The sequence below is a fragment of the Gordonia sp. NPDC057258 genome, assembly GCF_042668985.1.
In the GTDB taxonomy this organism is placed as follows: Bacteria; Actinomycetota; Actinomycetes; order Mycobacteriales; family Mycobacteriaceae; genus Gordonia; species Gordonia hongkongensis.
Map to the genome: position 1 here is coordinate 27,681 of NZ_JBHUXZ010000036.1, position 21,143 is coordinate 48,823.

The 21,143-nt window shown below is 68.4% G+C and carries 18 protein-coding genes; 5 read left to right on the forward strand and 13 right to left on the reverse strand.

The features are described from left to right. Position 1: 1 nt before the first annotated feature. The 3 genes from ACFUEJ_RS20030 to ACFUEJ_RS20040 all read right to left on the reverse strand — a co-directional run bounded on the left by ACFUEJ_RS20030 (position 2) and on the right by ACFUEJ_RS20040 (position 2,617). A complete protein-coding gene (locus ACFUEJ_RS20030; protein ID WP_388031418.1) occupies positions 2–1,234 on the reverse strand; it encodes an SPFH domain-containing protein in 1,233 nt (410 codons plus the stop codon). Positions 1,235–1,278: 44 nt separating this feature from the next. After that, positions 1,279–1,707 carry an NfeD family protein gene (locus tag ACFUEJ_RS20035; RefSeq protein WP_065632182.1) on the reverse strand — a complete coding sequence of 143 codons (429 nt, stop codon included), beginning with the start codon at positions 1,705–1,707 and terminating at the stop codon, positions 1,279–1,281. An 82-nt stretch (positions 1,708–1,789) separates the two neighbouring features. Next, positions 1,790–2,617 (reverse strand): DUF3097 domain-containing protein, encoded by an 828-nt coding sequence (locus tag ACFUEJ_RS20040; RefSeq protein WP_388031396.1) that lies wholly within the window; start codon positions 2,615–2,617, stop codon positions 1,790–1,792. A 149-nt stretch (positions 2,618–2,766) separates the two neighbouring features. Between ACFUEJ_RS20040 and ACFUEJ_RS20045 the strand changes: the two genes are divergently transcribed. After that, positions 2,767–3,621 carry a serine/threonine protein kinase gene (locus tag ACFUEJ_RS20045; RefSeq protein WP_388031399.1) on the forward strand — a complete coding sequence of 285 codons (855 nt, stop codon included), beginning with the start codon at positions 2,767–2,769 and terminating at the stop codon, positions 3,619–3,621. Between the two features lie 25 nt (positions 3,622–3,646). Here ACFUEJ_RS20045 and ACFUEJ_RS20050 read toward each other — a convergent pair whose 3' ends face one another. The 9 genes from ACFUEJ_RS20050 to ACFUEJ_RS20090 form a co-directional block, all read right to left on the reverse strand. Then, the gene (locus tag ACFUEJ_RS20050; RefSeq protein WP_388031401.1) at positions 3,647–4,171 is read right to left on the reverse strand and encodes a hypothetical protein; all 525 of its coding nucleotides are present in this window, start codon (positions 4,169–4,171) and stop codon (positions 3,647–3,649) included. A gap of 411 nt (positions 4,172–4,582) precedes the next feature. After that, positions 4,583–5,722 (reverse strand): ferrochelatase, encoded by a 1,140-nt coding sequence (locus tag ACFUEJ_RS20055; protein ID WP_374610463.1) that lies wholly within the window; start codon positions 5,720–5,722, stop codon positions 4,583–4,585. Further along, the gene (gene inhA, locus ACFUEJ_RS20060) at positions 5,719–6,558 is read right to left on the reverse strand and encodes an NADH-dependent enoyl-ACP reductase InhA (protein WP_137810558.1); all 840 of its coding nucleotides are present in this window, start codon (positions 6,556–6,558) and stop codon (positions 5,719–5,721) included. The genes ACFUEJ_RS20055 and inhA overlap by 4 nt, the downstream gene beginning before the upstream one ends. An 88-nt stretch (positions 6,559–6,646) precedes the next feature. Further along, positions 6,647–7,381: a 3-oxoacyl-ACP reductase FabG1 gene (fabG1, locus tag ACFUEJ_RS20065; protein WP_388031404.1), complete on the reverse strand. Its 735-nt coding sequence runs from the start codon at positions 7,379–7,381 to the stop codon at positions 6,647–6,649. A gap of 87 nt (positions 7,382–7,468) precedes the next feature. After that, the gene (locus ACFUEJ_RS20070) at positions 7,469–8,437 is read right to left on the reverse strand and encodes a VWA domain-containing protein (RefSeq protein WP_388031407.1); all 969 of its coding nucleotides are present in this window, start codon (positions 8,435–8,437) and stop codon (positions 7,469–7,471) included. Between the two features lie 4 nt (positions 8,438–8,441). Beyond that, complete coding sequence (locus ACFUEJ_RS20075) at positions 8,442–9,380, reverse strand: DUF58 domain-containing protein (RefSeq protein ID WP_058250392.1); 939 nt, start codon at positions 9,378–9,380, stop codon at positions 8,442–8,444. Beyond that, positions 9,370–10,569 carry a MoxR family ATPase gene (locus ACFUEJ_RS20080; protein WP_065632174.1) on the reverse strand — a complete coding sequence of 400 codons (1,200 nt, stop codon included), beginning with the start codon at positions 10,567–10,569 and terminating at the stop codon, positions 9,370–9,372. Before ACFUEJ_RS20080 ends, ACFUEJ_RS20075 begins: the two co-directional genes overlap by 11 nt. A 185-nt stretch (positions 10,570–10,754) precedes the next feature. Next, the gene (locus tag ACFUEJ_RS20085) at positions 10,755–12,269 is read right to left on the reverse strand and encodes an NlpC/P60 family protein (protein WP_388031411.1); all 1,515 of its coding nucleotides are present in this window, start codon (positions 12,267–12,269) and stop codon (positions 10,755–10,757) included. 372 nt (positions 12,270–12,641) lie between these two features. Continuing rightward, positions 12,642–13,253: a DUF6676 family protein gene (locus tag ACFUEJ_RS20090; protein ID WP_065632173.1), complete on the reverse strand. Its 612-nt coding sequence runs from the start codon at positions 13,251–13,253 to the stop codon at positions 12,642–12,644. Between the two features lie 382 nt (positions 13,254–13,635). Here ACFUEJ_RS20090 and ACFUEJ_RS20095 point away from each other — a divergent pair, with 382 nt between their 5' ends. Both ACFUEJ_RS20095 and ACFUEJ_RS20100 read left to right on the forward strand, forming a co-directional pair. Further along, entirely contained in the window at positions 13,636–16,437 is a 2,802-nt protein-coding gene (locus ACFUEJ_RS20095; RefSeq protein WP_388031413.1) for an aconitate hydratase, read from the forward strand. Positions 16,438–16,452: 15 nt separating this feature from the next. Further along, positions 16,453–17,019 (forward strand): TetR/AcrR family transcriptional regulator, encoded by a 567-nt coding sequence (locus tag ACFUEJ_RS20100; protein ID WP_058250388.1) that lies wholly within the window; start codon positions 16,453–16,455, stop codon positions 17,017–17,019. A gap of 2 nt (positions 17,020–17,021) precedes the next feature. On the opposite strand, the gene ACFUEJ_RS20105 is transcribed toward ACFUEJ_RS20100, so the two are convergent. Next, positions 17,022–17,810 carry a hypothetical protein gene (locus tag ACFUEJ_RS20105; protein ID WP_223258976.1) on the reverse strand — a complete coding sequence of 263 codons (789 nt, stop codon included), beginning with the start codon at positions 17,808–17,810 and terminating at the stop codon, positions 17,022–17,024. 66 nt (positions 17,811–17,876) lie between these two features. On the opposite strand from ACFUEJ_RS20105, the gene ACFUEJ_RS20110 reads away from it, so the two are divergent. Continuing rightward, the gene (locus ACFUEJ_RS20110) at positions 17,877–19,325 is read left to right on the forward strand and encodes a GMC oxidoreductase (RefSeq protein WP_388031421.1); all 1,449 of its coding nucleotides are present in this window, start codon (positions 17,877–17,879) and stop codon (positions 19,323–19,325) included. Positions 19,326–19,438: 113 nt separating this feature from the next. Beyond that, positions 19,439–21,001, forward strand: a complete 1,563-nt coding sequence (locus ACFUEJ_RS20115; protein WP_388031416.1) for an AMP-binding protein — start codon at positions 19,439–19,441, stop codon at positions 20,999–21,001. Positions 21,002–21,143 lie beyond the last annotated feature (142 nt).

A 21,143-nucleotide genomic window follows, 5' to 3' on the forward strand; every position in this document is an offset into this window, starting at 1 on the left:
CTCAGGTCGTGGGCTCGGCCGGCCCCGGCTCCTCGGGCTGTACGGGCTGGGACCACGCACCATCGGTGAGCTCGGCCGGCTCGGACCCCACCGGCGACGCATGGCGCGACGCGCGCGACGCACGAGCGGTGATCTCGGGCGCGACCGGGGTGCGGGCCACCGCCTCCGCCTCGGCAACGGCCTGGGCGACCTTGGGATCGGAGGCCATCGAGAACCAGTCCTCGGTCTCCGAGTCGTCGATCGGCGAGGGCGGCGAGTCGGCCGGCTCGTACCGGAACACGCCGTCGTCTCCCTGGACACCGAAGGATTTCGCGAAACCCTGGAGGGCCGAACCGAAGTCGGACGGCACCACCCACACCTTGCTGCCCTCGCCCTTGGCCATCTCGGGCAACTGCTGCAGATACTGGTAGGCCAGGAGTTCCGGGGTCGGCTTGGCCGCCTTGATCGCCGCGAAGGTCTTCTCGATCGCCTTCGCCTCACCCTGGGCGTTGAGGTACGACGCGGCGCGGTCGCCCTGCGCCCGCAGGATGCGCGACTGCCGATCCGCCTCGGCCGCGAGGATCGCGGCCTGCTTGGCACCCTCGGCGGCGAGGATCTGCGACTGCTTGTTTCCCTCGGCGGTCTTGATCGCCGACTCGCGCTGGCCCTCGGCCGAGAGGATCGTCGCCCGCTTCTCGCGGTCGGCCTTCATCTGCTTCTCCATCGACTCCTGGATCGACGGCGGCGGCATGATCGACTTCAGCTCGACGCGCGCGACCCGGAGGCCCCAGCGGCCGGTCGCCTCGTCGAGGACTCCGCGCAGCTGGCCGTTGATGGAATCGCGGGAGGTCAGGGTCTCCTCGAGCGTCATCCCGCCGACCACGTTGCGCAGCGTCGTGATCGTCAGCTGCTCGACGCCGGCGATGTAGTCGTCGATCTCGTACACGGCGGCCCGGGGATTGGTGACCTGGAAGTAGACGACGGTGTCGATGGACAGCGTCAGGTTGTCCTCGGTGATGACCGGCTGGGGCGGGAACGACACCACTCGTTCACGAACGTCGACGCGGGCGCGGATGCGGTCGATGAACGGCAACAGCAGGGTGAGCTGGCCGGAGACGGTGCGGGTGTAGCGGCCCAGTCGCTCGATGACCGCGGCCTCCGCCTGCGGGATGAGCGCGACGGACTTGACCAGCATAACCACCACGAGCAACACGAGCAGAACGATGACGGTCAGGCCGAAGACCTCGTACTCCATGGTCACCTTCCAGCGTTGTCGTTCGGCGGTGTCGCGGCGGCCGCTCAGGCGCGCCACACCACCGCGGTCGCGCCGTCGATCTCCACGACGGTCACGTGGGTTCCGGGTTCGAGCACCTGGGTCGGGTCCATCGTGCGGGCCGACCACACGTCGCCGCCGATCTTGACGCGTCCGTCACGGGCGTCGACCTGTTCGGTCACCACCGCCGGCCGACCCTCGAGCGCCTCGGTGTTCATCAGGACCGCCGGACGGTTCAGCATGTGCTTACGGGCGATCGGACGGACCGCAACCAGCAGCAGCACCGAGACGAGCGCGAAGACCAGTCCCTCGACCCACAGCGGCGTCTCGAACGCGAAATCGACACCGGCGGCCGCGAATGCGCCCCCGGCGAGCATGAGCAGGACGAGTTCGCCACCGAACATCTCCGCGACCACCAGGACGATCGCGGCCGCCAACCACAGCAGGGCGCTCATGGGTCCAGTCTGCCAGAGATGTCCGAACCGCCTTCGGCGCTCACGACGCGGGTGGGCCCCGGTGGGCGTCAGGCCGTGTGCGTCACCTGGGCTCTTCGGCCGCGGTCACGAAGTCGATGAGTTCTTCCACCGACCGCAGCAGATCGACCTCGAGATCCCGGAAACTGCTCACCCCGCCCAGCACCCGGCGCCAGCCGTCACGAGGGTCCCCCCAGCCGAGCTCGGCACACACACCGGTCTTCCAGTCGGTGCCCCGCGGGATGTGCGGCCACGCCGGGATCTTCACCGACGCCGGCTTCACCGCCTCCCAGACGTCGATGTAGGGATGCCCGCACACGAGGACGTACTCCCCGACCTCGGCGGTGAGATGTGCTTCTTTGGAACCCGCCACCAGATGGTCAACGAGGACACCGGCCCGGCGATGAGGTGCCGGCTGGAATTCATCGAGTGCCGCCTCGAGGTTGTCGAGGCCGTCGAGGCTGACGACGACCACGCCCTCCGCGCGGAGGTCGTCACCCCATACGCGCTCGAGGAGTGTCGCGTCGTGCACGCCCTCGACGAAGAGCCGGCTGGCGCGCGCGGTCCGCGCGCGGGCGCGAGGGGCGGCTCGCGATCCCGACGCCGTCATGGCCGGCTGCTGCGGGCCTCTGGTGCGCGGCCGTACGAGCGTCACCGGCCGACCGTCGATGAGGAACGCGCCGGGGTGCATCAGGAACACCCGCGTCTGACCTCGCCGGTCCTCCAGCCGGACGAGATCGCCGGCGTAGCTCTTCTCGAGCCCGACGACCGCACCGCAGAAGCCGGTGGCGGCGTCCTCGACGACCAGATCGCGATCCGCGGCGACCTCCGCGGGACGCGGCTTCGCCCGACGGGGCTGGGAGAGCACATCGCGTCCGTAGCGGTCATCCATCGCACACCACCATCTCTCGATCGGTCATCTCGTGATCACGCCGCCGCGATGGACAGGTCGGGCGGCGCACACACCGTATGCCCCGCGGGCCCGCCCGCGGGGTTGCCACGCCCGGCTCCCACCGGCCTCGCCGGTATCCTGGCTTCTTGATGAAACGCAGCCGCCTGCTCTCCGCCACCGTCGCGTGGCCGACGTGCGCCCTCGGCGCGTGGTCGGCCGCCTGGCTCACCGGCCGGTGCTCCCCCGACGACGTGATCGAAGCCCTGGCGGAATCCGCCGACCGGCACCTCCTGCACTGGCCCGACGGCGGGGTCGCCGGGGCCGAACAGAATTCGCCCGCAACGGGTTCGGCGAACGGGGTGCTCGATCTGCTCGCGCTGCTGCGACCCGCTCGACGCCTCGTCGTCCGCCTGCCCTCCACGGGTGATCCGCAGGGACTCCCACCGCATGTCGCGACGTCGGCCGCACTCGGCGCGGGCGAGGTGCTGCTCGTCGACGACGCGGCGGGCGCCGGCACGCTCGCGCTCGTAACGGAGTTCGCCGCCGACACCGCCGATCCACCGTTCGTCACGTGCACATGGTCGGCCTACCGCTACGACGCGACCCTCGACCTCGGTCATCTCGTATCCGCGGGACCCAGTGCCGGTGATCTGGAATACGAGCTGCGGCAAGCAGTTCGAGGGGCGACCACGATCATCGGCGGGCTCGGCGGACGCCGGTCGGCCGACGCGAGCGACCTCCGTACGGAACTCGCGGCGCTCACCTCGAGGCATCGGGTCGCCCTGCCCCCGCACCTCCTCGACGCGCGCTCCACCCGCCTGATCGACACGGCGGCACAGGTCGAGGCGATCGTCGACCTCGCCGGAGCGCGCAATGTGGAGATCGGAGACAGTGCCGGACAATGGGATTCCGGCGACGCGACGCTCCGGGGACTCCAGGCGCTGACGCGGACCGCACGGGCGGCGGCGGTCAATCACACGATCCTCGAGCTACTGCGACGCTAGGACCCGGGCCGCCACCGCCGGAAGGTCACTCCCGGAGCCGCGGCGGACGTTCGGACACGACGCCGTACAGATCGAGTCCGTTCCGCTGTTCGGTGGCGAACAACGTCGCCCCCCATTCGTGGACGAACCAGTCCCGCAGCCGAGCGGAGCCGGTCCAGGCGTAGTACGGCCGGGCCGCAGAGACACAGAACCGTTCCACTTCGCGCATCATGCGAACGAGAGCGTCGCCACCACGAGCTTCGGGAACAACCGCCGCGATCCGCACATCGACGGCGTCCGATGCCGGGGAGGGCAATTGTGGGCTGGTGAGGAACTCGATCAGCCGTTCGCGGAGTCCGGGAATGGCCGCGACCCGGACGAAATCAGCCGGGACGAGCGGCGGTTCGCCGTCGGGCGACAATTCGACATCGTGGGGATGCCAGATCAGAATTCCGACGAGATGCTCGTTCTGGAAGGAACCCAATACGCAGCCGGCTTTGAGATAAGGCCGCACCAAGATCTCGGCCAACCATTCCCGCAGCGTGAGATCCGGGAGGTGGTCACCCAACACCCATCGATACAACGGAATGTCCTCGACCGCTCGTGCGAGTAGCTGCGTAGCAGGTCGGAGATCAACTGGGATGAGTGGTCGTTCCGCGGTCAACACTGTTGATACACGCGCACAAAGGAGAGATCACGCCGCTGTGGGCTACGTCGTCAACGCAGCCCACAGCGGAAACGGATCTCAGTTGACGGGCTCGCTGCTACCGTCCGCGGAGCCGGTGGAAAGTGTCTCCAGAATCGGTCCGAGGAAATCGATCTCGAGCCTCAGTGGTCCTTCTGCCATGGGAATTCCTCTCTCACGTTCGCACCCCGATTCAGATGCGCGTACCACGAGAGTTTCATTTCGATTGAGGCGCAGATCACATTATGGACCCGTTCCTATATCAAATCGTTATGAAGGCAAACAAAGCCAGTGAATCTACGCGCGGTCAGATGGCCTCGCCGCAGATCTAGGCCGCGCCGCGGGCACACAGCACCGGTCTCGACAGGTGCTGCCGTTGTCTCCGCATCCCATCGCCGACAGGTCGCCCAAGCCCCCGGCGTAGGCCTCCACGAATTCGCCGATCATCGAGATGAACCGCGGATCGGGACCCACGGTGTCGGCGCGGACATAGTCCAGGCCGAGGCGCTCGGCGACCTCCGCGGCCTCGTTGTCGAGATCCCAGATCACCTCGAGATGGTCGGAGATGAACCCGACCGGGTAGACGACCACCCGTCGAACACCCTCCGCGGCAAGGCTCTCCAGATGGTCACAGATGTCCGGCTCCAGCCACGGGATCTGCGGTGGACCCGACCGTGACTGCCAGACCTGATCGAAGTCGGCGACGCCGAGCTCGTCGGCGACCGCCTGCGACGCCGCCAGCACCTGGCGCGAGTACAGCTTCCCGCCGTCGGCCGCCGGACCCGACGCCTCATCGGCCGAGGTCGGGACCGAATGGGCGGTGAACACCAGCCGTGGCGGCTCCTCGCCGGGCCCGAGTGCGTCCAGAGCGCGGCGCACCGCGTCGGCCCCGGCAGCGACGAACGCCGGATGCGACCAGTACTGCGGGAGCTTGCGGAGCACCACCGCACCGTCGGGTTCGCGGCTCGTCGGTTCACGGTCGGCAAGCGCCGTCACCGCCCGGTCGATGTCCTCGTGATACTGCCGACACCCCGAGTAGCCGCCCCACGCCGAGGTCGGGAACACGAGGATCCGGCGATGACCGGCGCGGTACATCTCGGCCAGGGTGTCCTCGACCATCGGGTGCCAGTTGCGGTTGCCGAAATACACCGGGAGGTCGACACCACGTCGGTCGAGCTCGGCACGCAGGGCATCGATCATCTCGAGGTTGAGCCGGTTGATCGGTGAGACGCCGCCGAAGTGCAGGTAGTGCTCGGCCACCGACTCGAGCCGTTCGCGCGGGATCCCCCGGCCGCGAGTGACGTTCTCCAGGAACGGCATCACGTCCTCGGGCCCGTCCGGTCCGCCGAACGACAGGAACAGGACGGCATCGAACGGAGCGGGATCGAACGGAGCGGGATCCACGGGCGCGGTGTCCCCCGGTGCTGGCGAACTCATGAGCCGGTGGTCATGCCCTCCGGGAACCAGGTGTTGTGGCTGGCGCCACCGTCGACGTAGACGATGGAACCGGTGGTCGCCGGCAGCCAGTCGCTGAGGAGGGCACACACCGACTTCGCGACGACGGTGGGATCGTCGACGTCCCAGCCGATCGGGGACGCGCCGTCCCAGTACTCGTTGAGCATGTTGAGCTGCTTGGCGTCATCGGTCGCAGTACCCGCGATCGCCTTCGCGGCCAGGGTCTTGATCGGGCCGGCGGCCACCAGGTTCGACCGGATGTTCTTCGCGTTGCCCACTTCGCGCGCCACGTACCGGTTCACCGACTCGAGCGCGGCCTTCGCTACACCCATCCAGTTGTAGTACGGCATCGCGGTGCGGGGATCGAAGTCCATGCCCACGATGGAGCCGCCCTCGTTCATGGCGGGGAGCACGGCGCGGGCGAGCGAGGCGTAGCTCCACGCCGAGATCTCGAAGGCCTTGGCGGCGTCGGGGCCCGGCCCCTCCAGGAACGGCTTGGCCTCGGGACCCATCAAGGTGCGCGGCGCGAAGGCGATCGAGTGCATGACGCCGTCGATGCCCTGCGGCGCCAGCTCGGCGAGCTTCCCGGCGAGCGCGCCGAGATCGTCCTCGTTGGTGACGTCGAGCCCGATGGCCGGCGGCACCTCCTTCGGCAACCGCTTGGCGATCCGGTCGATCAACCGGAGCCGTTCCGGGATGCCGGTGATGAGGACCGTGGCGCCCTGCTCCTGCGCCATGGCGGCGGCGTGGAAGGCGATCGACGCATCGGTGATGATGCCCGTGATGAGGACGGTCTTCCCGTCCAGGATTCCGCTCACGAAGATGTGCTCCTGAGTTCGACGTTGATTGACGTGCCTTACGACCGCGCTGTGCGGGTCAGTAGCCGTGCGACCGCGCTCGGCAGTTTCAGTGCCCCATGCCCATTCCGCCGTCGACGGGCAGGACCGCACCGGAGATGTAACCGCCCTCGTCGGAGGCGAGGAAGCTGATGGCCGCCGCGACGTCCTCGGGCTTGCCGGTTCGGCCGAGCGGGATCGCCTGCTTGGCCATGTCGACGTAGCGGTCCTCCATCGACGCGGTCATGTCCGTCTCGATGAACCCGGGCGCCACGACGTTCGCGGTGATGTTGCGCGAGCCGATCTCACGCGCGATCGAGCGCGCCATCCCGATCAGGCCCGCCTTCGAGGCCGCGTAGTTCACCTGGCCGGGGATGCCGGACATCGCGACCACCGAGCCGAGGAAGATCATCCGGCCCCACTTGGCGCGCTGCATCCCCTTGGTGGCGCGCTTGGCGCACCGGAACGCGCCGGTGAGGTTCGCGTCGAGGACCTTCTCGAAAGATTCCTCGGACAGTCGCATGAGGAGCATGTTCTCGGTGATCCCCGCGTTGGCGACGAGGATCTCGACGGGACCCTGATGCGCCTCGACCTCGGCGAAGGCGCGGTCGACCGACTCCGAGTCGGTGACATCGCACTTGACGCCGAACAGCCCGTCCGGGGCTCCGGAACCGCGGTGCGTCACCGCCACCCGGTGACCGTCGGCTGCCAGTCGCTGGGCCACGGCCAGGCCGATTCCGCGGTTGCCGCCGGTCACCAGGACCGAGCGGGAGGGATTCTGCGCTTCGTTGCTAGCTGCCGTCATGGGTGTTCAACTTATCCGTTCTCGTTGCGGGGGTGACACGCGGTCGGTGGGCGGGGCGCACGGCGGCACACCCCGGACACGTCCGCGTCAGGGCAGCCGGCGGTTGATGGCCAGCGCGGCGAACGCCGCCACCAGCGCGAACAACGTACCGGCGACCAGCCACGGCTTCGAATTGTCCCCTCGACGGGTTTCGTAACCGATCTCGTCCTGGAGCTGCTCGTAGACCTTGTTCAACTCGTCGAGGCTGGCCGCGGTGAAGAAGTCGCCACCGGACAGATTGGCGATCTTGCGCAGCGAGTCGTCGTCGACCGGCACCGGCACCCGGTCGCCCTCGAGTTCGACGGTGCCGGTCCGGGTACCGAAGGAGATCGTGGAGACCGGGATCTTCTCCTCCTTGGCCTTCCGGGCCGCGGTGAAGGCACCCCGCGGGTCGTCGGGGTCGTCCGGGACGGTCTCCTTACCATCGGAGAGCAGTACGATCCGCGCAGGTGGTGCGCCCTCGGTCCCGCCGAGCACCGCGTTCAACGTGCTGATCTGCTGCAGGGCCGCGAAGATGCCCTCCCCGGTTGCCGTCTTGTCGTCGAGCCGCAGTTTGTCCACCGCGACCTTGGTGGCGTTGTGATCCGGCGTCGGCGACACAAGGCTGGCGGCGGTACCGGCGAAGGAGATCAGTCCGAGGTTGATGCCCTCGGTCAGCTCGTCGGCGAACTTCTTCGCCGCCTCCTGCGCCGCGCGGATCCGCGACGGCGACACGTCGGTGGCGTTCATCGACCGCGACACGTCCATCACCAGGACGACGGTCGCCTTGTTGCGCGGCACCTTGCGATCGGCCTGCGGCCCGGACAGCGCGACCGTCAACAGGATCAGCGAGACGATCAGCAGTGCGATCGGCAGGTGCCGCAGACGACTACGGTCCGCGGGCGCGACCGACTTCAGCAGGTCCAGGTTCGCGAAGGTCAGCGCACGCTGCCGCCGCCGGCGCAGCATGTAGACGTACGCGGCGCCGAGCAGCGCCACGACCAGGAGCAGGAGCAACCACCAGGGACTGGACAGCATCGACCTACCCCACCCCCGCCGCGAGACCGCGGCGGCGTTGTGCGACGAACTTGACGGTGTCGGCGATCCACTCCCGATCCGTGCGCAACGTCAGGATCGCGCCGCCACAGCTGCGCAGGGTGCGGTGGACCCGCTGCTGGTGTGCGCGCGCCGCGGCCGCGAAGTCGCGCCGGAGGTCGTCGGTGATCGTCACGTCGTGGATCTCCCCGGACTCCGCGTCGGCCAGGGTGACCTCCCCGATCGCCGGGAGGTCGAGATCGCGGGGGTCGAGGACCTCGACCGCGAGGAGTTCGTGGTGTGCGCCGATGGCGCGCAGCGAGCGCTCCCAGTCGATGGGGCCGAGGAAGTCGCTGATGACGACGGCGAGGCCGCGACGGCGCTGGGGCCGTCGGAGCGCCTCGATCCCCGCCTTGAGGTCACCCCGGACGCCGGGCGAGCTGCGTCGCGTGGTGGCGATGGTCTTGAGGAGGTTCTGGGCGTGCGCGCGCCCGGCACGGGCCGGTACCCGCACCACGTCGTCACCGGTCACCACCAGCGCGCCGTGCCGGTTGCCGCCGCCGGTCGTGAGGTGGACCAGAGCCGCGGCCGCGGCGACGGCCAGGTCGCGCTTGGTGCAGTCGACGGTGCCGAAGTCGAGGCTGGCCGAGGCGTCGACGACGAGCCAGGTCTCGAGTTCGCGGTCGGCGATCATCTGCCGGACGTGCGGTTGGGTCGTGCGTGCGGTGACCGACCACTCCATCCGCCGGACGTCGTCGCCCGGCTGATAGGCCCGCGCTTCCCCTGGTTCCGAACCCGGTCCGGGGATCAGGCCCAGGTGCTCGCCCTGGAGCACGCCGTCGAGTTTGCGCCGCACGGTGAGCTCGAGCATCTTCAGCGCCGCCGTCAGCTGCGCCTCGTCGAGCAGCCCGGCGCCGAGACGCGGTAGGTCCCGATTAGCCGCCATACTGAGGTGAATTCCGGTTCGCCGGGGCCGAATTCGGGTCCATCGGACCGGCGGACTGCGGGACCTGCTGTCCCGCATACCCATTCGGCCCGTGTCCGGGATTGGGCGCGTGCTGCTGTCCGGGCGGGTACTGCCCCTGCGGCACCGGTTGCGCGCCGACCTGCGGCAGTCCGACGGTCTGCAGGACGCGGGCGATGACCTGGTCGGCATCGATCTCGTCGGCCAGGGCGTCGTAGGACAGCACGAGGCGGTGCCGCAGCACGTCGGGCATGATCTCGACGACGTCCTGCGGGATCACGTAGTCGCGTCCGCGGACCAGCGCCAGGGCGCGGGCCGCGGCCACGATGCCCAGCGTCGCACGAGGCGACGCGCCGTAGGACAGCCACGACGCGACGTCGTTCAGGCCCAGCTCGGCCGGCCGGCGGGTGGCGTTGATGACCCGGACGACGTAGTCGACGAGCGCGTGGTGGACGAAGACGTTCGCCGCGGTCCGCTGCAGGCGCAGCATCGCGGCGGGGTCGAGAACCTGGGAGGCGGTCGGCGGGACGTTGCCCATCCGATAGACGATCTCGCGCTCCTCCTCCACTGACGGGTAGTCGACGAGGACCTTGAACAGGAAGCGGTCCCGCTGCGCCTCGGGCAGCGGGTAGACACCCTCGTTCTCGATCGGGTTCTGCGTCGCCATGACCAGGAACGGATCCGGCATCGAGTACGTCTTGCCGCCGATCGAGACGTGCCGCTCGGCCATCACCTCGAGCAGTGCCGACTGCACCTTCGCGGGTGCGCGGTTGATCTCGTCGGCGAGCAGGAAGTTCGCGACCACCGGGCCGAGCTCGGTGTCGAACTCCTCGCGGCCCTGACGGTAGATACGCGTACCGATCAGGTCGGTGGGCACGAGGTCAGGGGTGAACTGCACTCGCGAGAACGACCCGCCGACGACGCGGGCGAACGTTTCGACAGCGAGCGTCTTCGCGACACCCGGCACGCCCTCGAGCAAGATGTGTCCGCGCGCGAGGAGACCGACGAGAATGCGCTCGACGAGCTGATCCTGGCCGACGATGACGCGCTTGACCTCGTAGATGGCCCGCTCGAGCAGGGCGACGTCGGCGTCGCTCAGCACCGAGCCGTCCGCTCCTGCCGCCGCGGGATCCCCCGTGGCCGCCTTGCCGAGGGAGTGCGATTCGGTCAACCCGTGCTCCTGTTCCTCTGAACTGCTGTTCCGTCGAACCGCGAGGGCCCACGGGCGGCGCGAACGCGCAGCGCGCAGGCGTCGACCCCGCGTGTCTGTGCCAGCCTAGCCGTGCCGGCTGAAAAGGTGCCAAGAAGACTCGACGGGTGTCGGTCGTTCACAGCTGCCGCCGGAACCACCACGCCTCAGAGCAGACGGACCACGTTCGGCATCGCACCGTTGGTGCGCAGCGGGGACACCTTGACCACGTCACCCGACTGCGGTGCCTCGACCATCTTGTTGTCGCCGAGGTACAGCGCGACGTGCGCACTCGCGTTGGGGCCGTAGAAGATCATGTCGCCGCGTCGCATCTGTGACAGCGGGAACTGCGGTCCCGAGGTGTACTGGTAACCGGTGTAGTGCGGCAGTTCGATCCCGACGCCGGCGAACGCGTAGATCATCAGGCCGGAGCAGTCGAAACCGATCTTGTTGTAGTCGCCGTAGCTGTCGGCCACACCGCCGTCGCGGATTCCCTGCGTCGGGCCGTTCGCGTCGCCACCGCCCCAGGCGTAGGGCACGTTCAGCTGCGAGAGCGCACGGTTGACGGCGATCTCGACGGCTTGCGGACCGCGCAGCCCGGGTCGGACGACGCCGCCCCCGCCCCCGCCGCCGCCGGAGGAACTGCCGAACAGAGAGCCGAGGCTTCCCGAACCGAGTCGCGCACTGAGGGTGTCGCCACCGCTGCTGCCGGTGATGTCCGCACCACCGATGCCGAGCTCGTTCAGCAACTCGGACTGGGGCAACTGCTGCTGCCCGACCAGACCGGCGAGGATCGACGAACCGACGTCGATGGCGAGGCGCGCGGCGGCCTCCGCCGCGACGGCCAGTGCCTGGTTGTCGGTGGCGGGCGTGGCGGGTAGCGCCTTGAGCGCCCCCTCGGCCGACGGATCCGTCGGGAACAGGTTCGAGAGCAGATCGCTCGCCGACGGCCCCTCGACCGTCTTCTTCGGCACGTATCCGCGAATCGTGTTGAGGCGCTTCTGGACCCGGTCGCGTTCCCCGATCAGGGTGGCCTTGCGCTTCTGCTGCGAAGCGATGGCGGCCTTCGCCTCGGTGACCGCCGCCATGGCGTCGGTCTTGCGATGTTCGGCGCTCTTGGCCGCGAACGACGCCTGCCGGCGGGTGGCCTCGACGGCGGCGAGTCGGTTGGCCTTCTGGTTGCGGGCCACCTGCAGCCGTCGAATCATCTCCTGCTGCTTCTTGCCGACCTGATCGATCAGCTTCATGCGGTCGAGGACGCCCTGCGGGTCTTCGGAGGCAACGTAGTTCGACATCGAACCCTGCTCGGGCCCCTGCTGGTACGCCAGGCGGGCGAACCGGTCGAACTCCTTCTGCGCGTCGACGACGGCCTTGCTCGATCGGTCGAGTTCGGTGCGTGCTCCACGCGCGGCCACCGTGGCGAGGCGCTGCTGCGCGAGCGAGTTCTGGAAGTCGACGATCGATCGGTTCACGTTCTCCTGGCGGGACGCGAGCGCCTGGTCGAGGTCGGCGATGTCCTGGTTGACCGTCGCGATCCGGTTGATCAGACCGGAGATGGGCGACTCGGGCGTCTTCTTGGGCGCCGCGTCGGCATGACCCGCGCCGACCGCGCAGACGAGTGCGACAGCAAGGGCCGCCGAGACGCGCGCCGGCCATGACGCACCAGTTCTTCCTCGCCTCACCTGGAACTCCTCGCGATTCGCGGGGATCTTCCGATCCCCGGTCCGGCGACCGTCCGGGGTGTCTGAACCCGCGGCGATCACGCACTGCACTTCCGCCACATCGGACCCTGTAGAGAACACAGGCATCACACGCGACATCAGAACCGTACGTCACATCAACCACACGAGAAAACCGTGTTCGCGAATTACAAAGGCGTGATTACCTGCGAAAATGCCGTGAACTGGCGAAAGATCGAACGGTCGTCAAGGTCTCGAATTGGCAACAGACCGGAAGACACGCCGTGAAGGGTCCCCGCCGCGCGAGAACGAGGTGCCAGGAGCCGGGCCCGCCCGCCGCATCGCCGGCCGGCCGAGGCGGCCCTGGCCTGCGTACTACCGGCCGGAAGCGGTCGGCTCGCGACGTGGTGCCGACGAGTCATCCGACTCCGCGGCGGTGGCCCGCACGGGTCCCAGCGGACCGGCGGCCAGGTTCTTGCGGGTGCGGACCTGCCGGAGCCGGGCGAGCACGGCTCCGCCCGCGACGACCAGGATCAGCAGGAGGCCCACGATCGTCCAGTCCACGTTGGGACCGGTCATCGTGTCGATCATCTGTCGCGCCGCACCCGCGGGGTCGGTGAGGGTCAGGCCGTCGGTGGCCTGTTCCTGCACCACCCGGCTGAATTCGGGCGACGAGCTGCCGACCGAGTTGGGGCCGAGCACGATGACGGTGCCGCCGACCTGTTCCTGCAACTGGTTCGCGACGTCGCGGTAGAGAGTGAACCGGGGCTGAACCTGGTCGATGACCACGAAGCTGACGTCATGGCCCTTCGACTGGGCGTATTCGACGACCTCGAGCATGCCGGGCAACTGTTCGGGCGTCGCCCCCGCCACGCCGTCGTCGGCGATGTCCCGCGACAGCTCACCCATGTCGACCCCGACGAGTCCGGTGAGTTCGTTGTTCTCCGCGGGAGCTGCCAGCACCAGCGTCGTCGCCTGCGGACCCATCCGCCACCCCTGCCTCTCGAGATCACCCGGGGTTGCGTGCACGTTGACGGGCGGTATCGCGCCGGCGTCGAGTGTCTCCTCGCCGAACCCCGCCCTGCACCGTACGACACAATGGACTCGTCTGGGTATTCCGGTGTCGGCAGGTCCGATCCGGCGTGTCCCGGCCCGAGCTTGGTAACAGTACGCTCGTACTGTTAGACTGGACGACGTTGTCGCGGGTGGCCCTCGCGGACATCCGATGGTGCCGGCGCAGCCCGCCGGTGCAGAACGTCAGCCGGTGCGGCACGACTGCGCCGGATCGACCAGCCCCGCCCGACCGCAAGTGGATCATCGAGTAATCGCCGGCGCAGCCCGCCGGCACACGAGGAGAGTGGATTTAGACGTGAGTATCAATTCCTTCGGCGCCCGCGGCACGCTGGACGTCGGTGACAACAGCTACGAGATCTACCGTCTGAACGCTGTCGAGGGCACCGCCAAGCTCCCCTACGCTCTGAAGGTCCTCGCCGAGAACCTCCTGCGCACCGAGGACGGCGCGAACATCACCAAGGAGCACATCGAGGCCCTGGCGAACTGGGACCCGAACGCCGAACCGAGCGTCGAGATCCAGTTCACGCCTGCCCGCGTGATCATGCAGGACTTCACCGGCGTGCCCTGCATCGTCGACCTCACGACCATGCGCGACGCCGTCAAGGAACTCGGCGGCGACCCGGACAAGGTCAACCCGCTCGCGCCGGCCGAGATGGTCATCGACCACTCCGTCATCATCGAGGCTTTCGGCAATGCCCAGGCGTTCGAGCGCAACGTCGAGATCGAGTACCAGCGCAACGAAGAGCGCTACAAGTTCCTCCGCTGGGGTCAGGGCGCCTTCGACGACTTCCGCGTCGTGCCGCCGGGCACCGGCATCGTGCACCAGGTCAACATCGAGCACCTCGCGCGCTCGGTGATGGTCCGTGACGGCGTCGCCTACCCCGACACCTGCATCGGCACCGACTCGCACACCACGATGGAGAACGGCCTCGGCGTCCTGGGCTGGGGCGTCGGCGGCATCGAGGCCGAGGCCGCGATGCTCGGTCAGCCGGTCTCCATGCTCATCCCCCGCGTCGTCGGCTTCAAGCTCACCGGCGCGACCAAGCCGGGCGTCACCGCGACCGACGTGGTCCTCACCATCACCGAGATGCTGCGCAAGCACGGCGTGGTCGGCAAGTTCGTCGAGTTCTACGGCAACGGTGTCGGCGAGGTCCCGCTCGCCAACCGCGCCACCATCGGCAACATGAGCCCCGAGTTCGGCTCGACCTGCGCGATGTTCCCGATCGACGGCGAGACCGTCAACTACCTCCGACTCACCGGGCGCAGCGAGGAGACGCTCGCGCTCGTCGAGGCCTATGCCAAGGAACAGGGCATGTGGCTGGAGAAGGACGCCGAGGAGGCCGTGTACTCGGAGTACCTCGAGCTCGACCTGGCCGACGTCGTCCCGTCGATCGCCGGCCCGAAGCGTCCGCAGGACCGCATCGAGCTGTGGGACGCGAAGAACGCGTTCCGCAAGGACATCCACAACTACGTCGAGAACGGCAACTCCGCTCCGCAGACCAAGCTGGACGAGGCGGTCGAGGAAACCTTCCCGGCGTCCGACCCCGCGACCCTGTCCTTCGCCGACGACGACGCCGAGCCGCTGCACTCGGCCGCCAACGGCGCCGAGGGCCGGCCGACCAATCCGGTCCGGGTGGATTCCGAGGAACGAGGATCGATGATCCTCGACCACGGGATCGTGACGATCGCGTCGATCACCAGCTGCACCAACACCTCCAACCCGTCGGTCATGCTCGGCGCGGCGCTCCTGGCCAAGAAGGCCGTCGAGAAGGGCCTGTCGTCCAAGCCGTGGGTCAAGACGTCGATGGCACCGGGCTCACAGGTCGTCACCGGCTACTACGACAAGTCCGGTCTCTGGCCGTACCTGGAGAAGCTCGGCTTCTACCTCGTCGGCTACGGCTGCACCACGTGCATCGGCAATTCCGGCCCGCTGCCGGAGGAGATCTCGAAGGCGATCAACGACAACGACCTCACCGCCACCGCGGTGCTGTCGGGCAACCGCAACTTCGAGGGTCGCATCAACCCCGACGTGAAGATGAACTACCTCGCGTCGCCGCCGCTGGTCATCGCCTATGCCCTGGCCGGCACGATGGACTTCGACTTCGAGACCGACGCGCTGGGCAAGGACACCGACGGCAACGACGTGTTCCTCAAGGACATCTGGCCGACCAACGAGGAGATCGAGGCGACCATCGCCTCGTCGATCTCGCCGGAGCAGTACGCCTCGGACTACGCCGACGTCTTCAAGGGTGACGAGCGCTGGCAGAACCTGCCGACCCCGTCGGGCAAGACCTTCGATTGGGACGACGAGTCCACCTACGTCCGCAAGCCTCCGTACTTCGAGGGCATGCAGCGTGAGCCGTCGCCCGTCTCCGACATCAAGGGCGCACGCGTGCTCGCGAAGCTCGGCGACTCGGTGACCACCGACCACATCTCCCCCGCGTCGACGATCAAGCCCGGCACCCCCGCCGCGCAGTACCTCGATGCCAACGGGGTGGCCCGCAAGGACTACAACTCGCTGGGCGCCCGCCGCGGCAACCACGAGGTGATGATCCGGTCGACCTTCGGCAACATCCGCCTGCAGAACCAGCTGCTGGACGGTGTGACCGGCGGTTACACCCGCGACTTCACCCAGGAAGGTGCACCGCAGTCGTTCATCTACGACGCCGCGCAGAACTACGCCGAGCAGAACATCCCGCTCGTCGTGCTCGGCGGCAAGGAGTACGGCACCGGATCGTCGCGTGACTGGGCGGCCAAGGGCACCAGCCTCCTCGGCGTGAAGGCCGTCATCACCGAGAGCTTCGAGCGCATCCACCGCTCGAACCTCATCGGCATGGGCGTCATCCCGCTGCAGTTCCCCGAGGGCGAGTCGCACAAGTCGCTGGGCCTCGACGGCACCGAGACCTACGACATCGCGGGCATCGAGGAGCTCAACAACGGGACGACGCCGTCGACCGTGCACGTCACCGCCGCCAAGGAAGACGGCTCGACGGTGGAGTTCGATGCCAAGGTCCGCATCGACACCCCGGGTGAGGCCGACTACTACCGCAACGGAGGCATCCTGCAGTATGTGCTGCGCAACATGATCAAGAGCTGACAGGAGGCACTCGACGTGCCCAAGGTCAGCGATGACCGGCTTGCCGCGCGTCGTCGGGAGATTCTCGACGGCGCGCGGCATTGCTTCGCGGAGTACGGATACGACGGCGCGACCGTCAAACGGATCGAAGAGTCCACCGGCTTGTCCCGGGGTGCGATCTTCCACCATTACCGGGACAAAGAGGCGCTGTTCCTCGCGCTCGCGCGGGAAGATGCCGAGCGCATGGCCGACGTGGCGGCCGAGCAGGGCCTGGTGCAGGTCATGCGCGACATGCTCACGCGGCCTCAGGATTTCGACTGGCTCGGCACGCGCCTGGAGATCGCGCGGAAACTACGGACGGACAACGGCTTCCGCGCGGAGTGGGTGTCCTACGCGGCCGAGGTCGAGCAGGCGACACTCAGTCGGCTGGAGCGGGGTCGGCAGGCGGGGCGCCTGCGCGACGACGTCCCGACCGACGTTCTGCTCAACTACCTCGACCTCGTGCTCGACGGTCTGATCACCCGGCTGGCCACCGGCCAGCCCACCGACGATCTGCACGCGGTGCTCGACCTCGTCGAGGAGTCCGTGCGCGCACACGACTGACCTCAGTCCGGGGCCAGCAGGGACACGACCTCGTCGATCGAACGATTCGCCGACAACCGGTAGGCCCGCACCGCCTCATCGCCGGTCAGCTGGACGACGGGATCGCCTCTCGTACCTCTCGTCGTCCAGCGTGGCGATCCGGCCACCCCTGATCCCATCGGCCGCAGCTCCGGCACCGGCAAACGGGGGTCGTTCGGGACCGGCGTGAGTCCCTGCACCTGTCGCATACGCATTCCGACGGCCGCGACCAGCCAGCACTCGGCGACGCCGACGGGTCGGATCGACGACAGGACCTGATTCGCCCCGTCGAAGGTCATGGTCATGGTGTCGGCGCGCTGTACCCGCCACATCGAGCCGACCAGGTCGAACCGTGCCATCCGGTCGTTGTGCAGATCGAACTCCGCACCGAAGCCGCGCAGCGCCGCGGTGCACTCGCCGGTCAGATACCTTGTCGCCGAATCGCGTTCGCGGCGACGCTCGTCCTCCTCGCGTCGCCGATCACCGATCGGGCGGTACTCGCGTTCGAGGGCGCCCCGGTCCGCCGCGGCCCCCTCGGCGAGGCGCCGATGCAGCCACGCCGGGTCGATCTGCAGGAAATACCGGTAATGAATCCGGCACGGCACGTCGTCCGCGGTCACCGGTCCGTCCCCGACGAGCATCTGCACACCGTGGTCGGCCGACCAGACGGCGGCGACCCGGCCGTCGACGTCGGCCACCCAGGACCAGCCCCGAGAACGGATCTCGGGCGCCGCCGCGGCGAGGACGACACTCAGCGCCGTACCCGGCTCCACAAGGAGTGAGTGTGCGTGGGAAGCGACGTCATCCCCCATCGCCACGCTGTCGCGGTCCACCTCGATCTGCAGCGCAGCCGTCACACCCCGGAGCCTAACGTCCCGCGGCCCCGGCCGACTCGCCGATCGCGCACCGCGCCGGACGGCAACACCTTCGCCACGACGACCAACCCAGACAAGCGCGCCGCGTGGTTCGGCAGCCCCGCCGGGGCGAGTGCAGCGAGCGGCCTCCCGGTCGAGCCGTACCCCGGCGTCCTCGACCATGTGATGGGCAACGGCGTCGAGGCCGTGTACGGCGCGGGCGTCGGCGGTGGGTCGCTCGTGTTCGGCTCCTTCACGCCCGTCCCCCGCCGACAGGACTTCGAGCACATCTTCCCGGCGGCCGCCGACTACGCGCAGCTCGCCCAGACCTACTTCCCGCGCGCGAAGGCCGGGCTCGGCGTCTCGCCGCTGCCCGCGGACATCCTCGCGCACCCCAAGTACGTCGGGGCCCGGTCCTGGCTGAAGGTGATCGAGCGCTACGGCGCGTCACCGCACTTCTTCGACTTCGCCATCGACTGGGACATCCTCCGCGACGAACTGGCCGGCCGGGCCACCCCGTCGGTGACCGCGGGCGAACTGAGCTACGGCGTCAACAGCGGCGCCAAGAGGTCTCTCGACCGCACCTACCTCCTCGCCGCCGAACGGACCGGCAACGTCACCGTCAAGCCGATGCACGAGGTCTTCGACATCCGGCCTCGCTCGCGCCGCGCCGGATTCGTCGTCACCGCACGGGTTCTCGACGAGCAGGGCCGCACGGTACGCACCGTGACCACCGAGGCCGATCACCTCTTCATGGCCGCGGGCTCCTTCCACACCACCCGGCTGCTCGTCGAAGCGCGCGCGCAGGGGCGCCTGCCGCGACTGTCACCGCGAATCGGCGACGGCTTCGGCGTGAACGGCGACTTCCTCACCATCCGGGCGAACCCCCGCGAGGATTTCGGCGCCGTCCAGGGCGGACCGGGCTACGCACGGATCTACGAGGACAACCTGCCCGGCGGACCGGTCTCGATGGTCTATCAGGCCACCCCGCTGCCGGCACCGCTCGGCAAGGCCGCGACCACCCACCTCGTGCAGGCCCACACCGACGAACGCGGCACGATCGACTACGACCATCGCACCCGGCGGGCGCAGCTGAACTACCCCCACCCCGCCGACCGCAACGATCTCGACCGCCGGAGCAACGCCTTCATCAAGCGTTTCCACGAACGCACCGAGGGCCGTTTCGGCTTCGCCCTTAACGGAACCCACGTGTCGTCTCGCGCGCTCGGATTCGGTTCCGCGAGTACCTATCACGGGCTCGGCGGCGTCGTCATGGGTGCCGCGGCCGACACCGACGGCGGAATCCGGGGCTACGACAACCTGTGGGTCGTCGACGGTTCCTTCGTACCCGGGGCAGTCGGCCTGGTGAATCCCGCGCTGACCATCACCGCGCTCGCGGAGCGAACCATGGACAGGTTTCTCGCGACGCACTGAGGAACTGCGAAATCGGACACGACGCTAGGGTACTGTGACTCGCAACACCCCGAACGAGCGTTAGATACGGTCGTTCGGGGTGGCCATCCCCTTCGTCACGAGGAGCGTCACTCTTGTTTCCTGGAGTCTTCGCGAAATCCACCCCCGACAAGCCGGCCGTCATCCGGGCCGCTACCGGCGAGGTACTGACCTACCGACAACTGGACGAGAACTCGACCCGGCTCGCCAACTACCTCGACTCCCTCGGACTCCGACGCGGCGACAACATCGCCGTGGTCTCCGCCAACGACTTCCACGTCTTCGAGGTGTACTGGGCGGCCCTGCGCAGCGGTCTGTACGTGACCGCGGTCAACCACCACCTCACCGCGGCGGAGACCAACTACATCCTCTCCGACTGCAACGCGCAGGTCCTGTTCGCCGGCGCCTCGGTCGTCGAGGCCGTGTCGGCCGCCGGCGAGATCGAGGCCCTTGCCGGCCCGGGTCGCCGCATCGTGTGGGGTGGCGATCTCGACGGCTTCGAGAGTTACGACAAGGTCCTGGCCAATGCGTCGGCAGAGCCCCGCACCGACCAGCCGCGCGGCACCGACATGCTCTACTCCTCCGGGACCACCGGCCGTCCGAAGGGCATCAAGACACCGATGCCCGAAGGGCAGGTCGACCAGGTGCCCGACGCCTACACCGCGATCTTCGCGCCCATGTACGGCTACGACGACTCCGCGGTCTACCTGTCCCCCGCACCGCTGTATCACGCAGCGCCGCTGCGCTATTGCGGGATGACCAACTCGGTCGGCGGGACCGTGGTCATGATGGACCGGTTCGATCCCGAAGCGGCCCTCGCCGCCATCGAGAAGTATCGCGTGACCCACAGCCAGTGGGTGCCCACCATGTTCATCCGGATGCTGAAGCTGCCCGCCGACGTCCGCTCGAAGTACGACGTCAGCAGCATGAAGATCGCCGTCCACGCGGCCGCGCCCTGCCCGGTCGAGGTGAAGCGGGCGATGATCGAGTGGTGGGGCCCGGTCATCCACGAGTACTACGCATCGACCGAGGCCGCCGGCGCGACGTTCATCGGCCCGCAGGAGGCACTAGATCATCCCGGCTCGGTGGGCAAGCCGCTGCTCGGCGTGGTCCACATCTGCGATGAAGACGGCAAGGAACTCCCGACCGGTGAGGTCGGCCAGGTCTTCTTCGAACGCGAGGACGTGGCGTTCCAGTACCACAACGACCCCGACAAGACCCGCAAGGCCCAGCACCCCGAGCACGAGAACTGGTCCACCACAGGGGATGTCGGGTACGTCGACGACGAGGGATACCTGTATCTGACCGACCGCAAGGCGTTCATGATCATCTCCGGCGGCGTCAACATCTACCCGCAGGAGGCCGAGAACGTCCTCATCAATCACCCGGCGGTGTTCGATGTCGCGGTGATCGGTGTCCCCGACCCCGACCTCGGCGAGGTCGCGAAGGCCTGCGTGCAGCTGGCCGACGGCCACGAACCCACCGATCGGCTCGCCGAGCAGCTGATCGCGTTCACCACCGAGAACATCGCGGCCTACAAGGCGCCCCGGTCGGTCGACTTCGTCGACGACCTGCCGCGCACGCCCACCGGGAAGCTCGTGAAAGGCGATCTGCGCAAGCGGTATTGGCCGGAGACACCAAGCCCGTCAGCCGGTTGAGCCGCCCCACCGCCGGTTGAGCCGCCCCACCACTGGTCGAGCCGCCTCACCGCTGGTTTCAGTGTCAGGGTTGTCTAGCCACTTCGGTGGTGGTTGGGTTCTGACCATCAGGCATCTGGCTCTACCGCTGGTTACCGCCCCT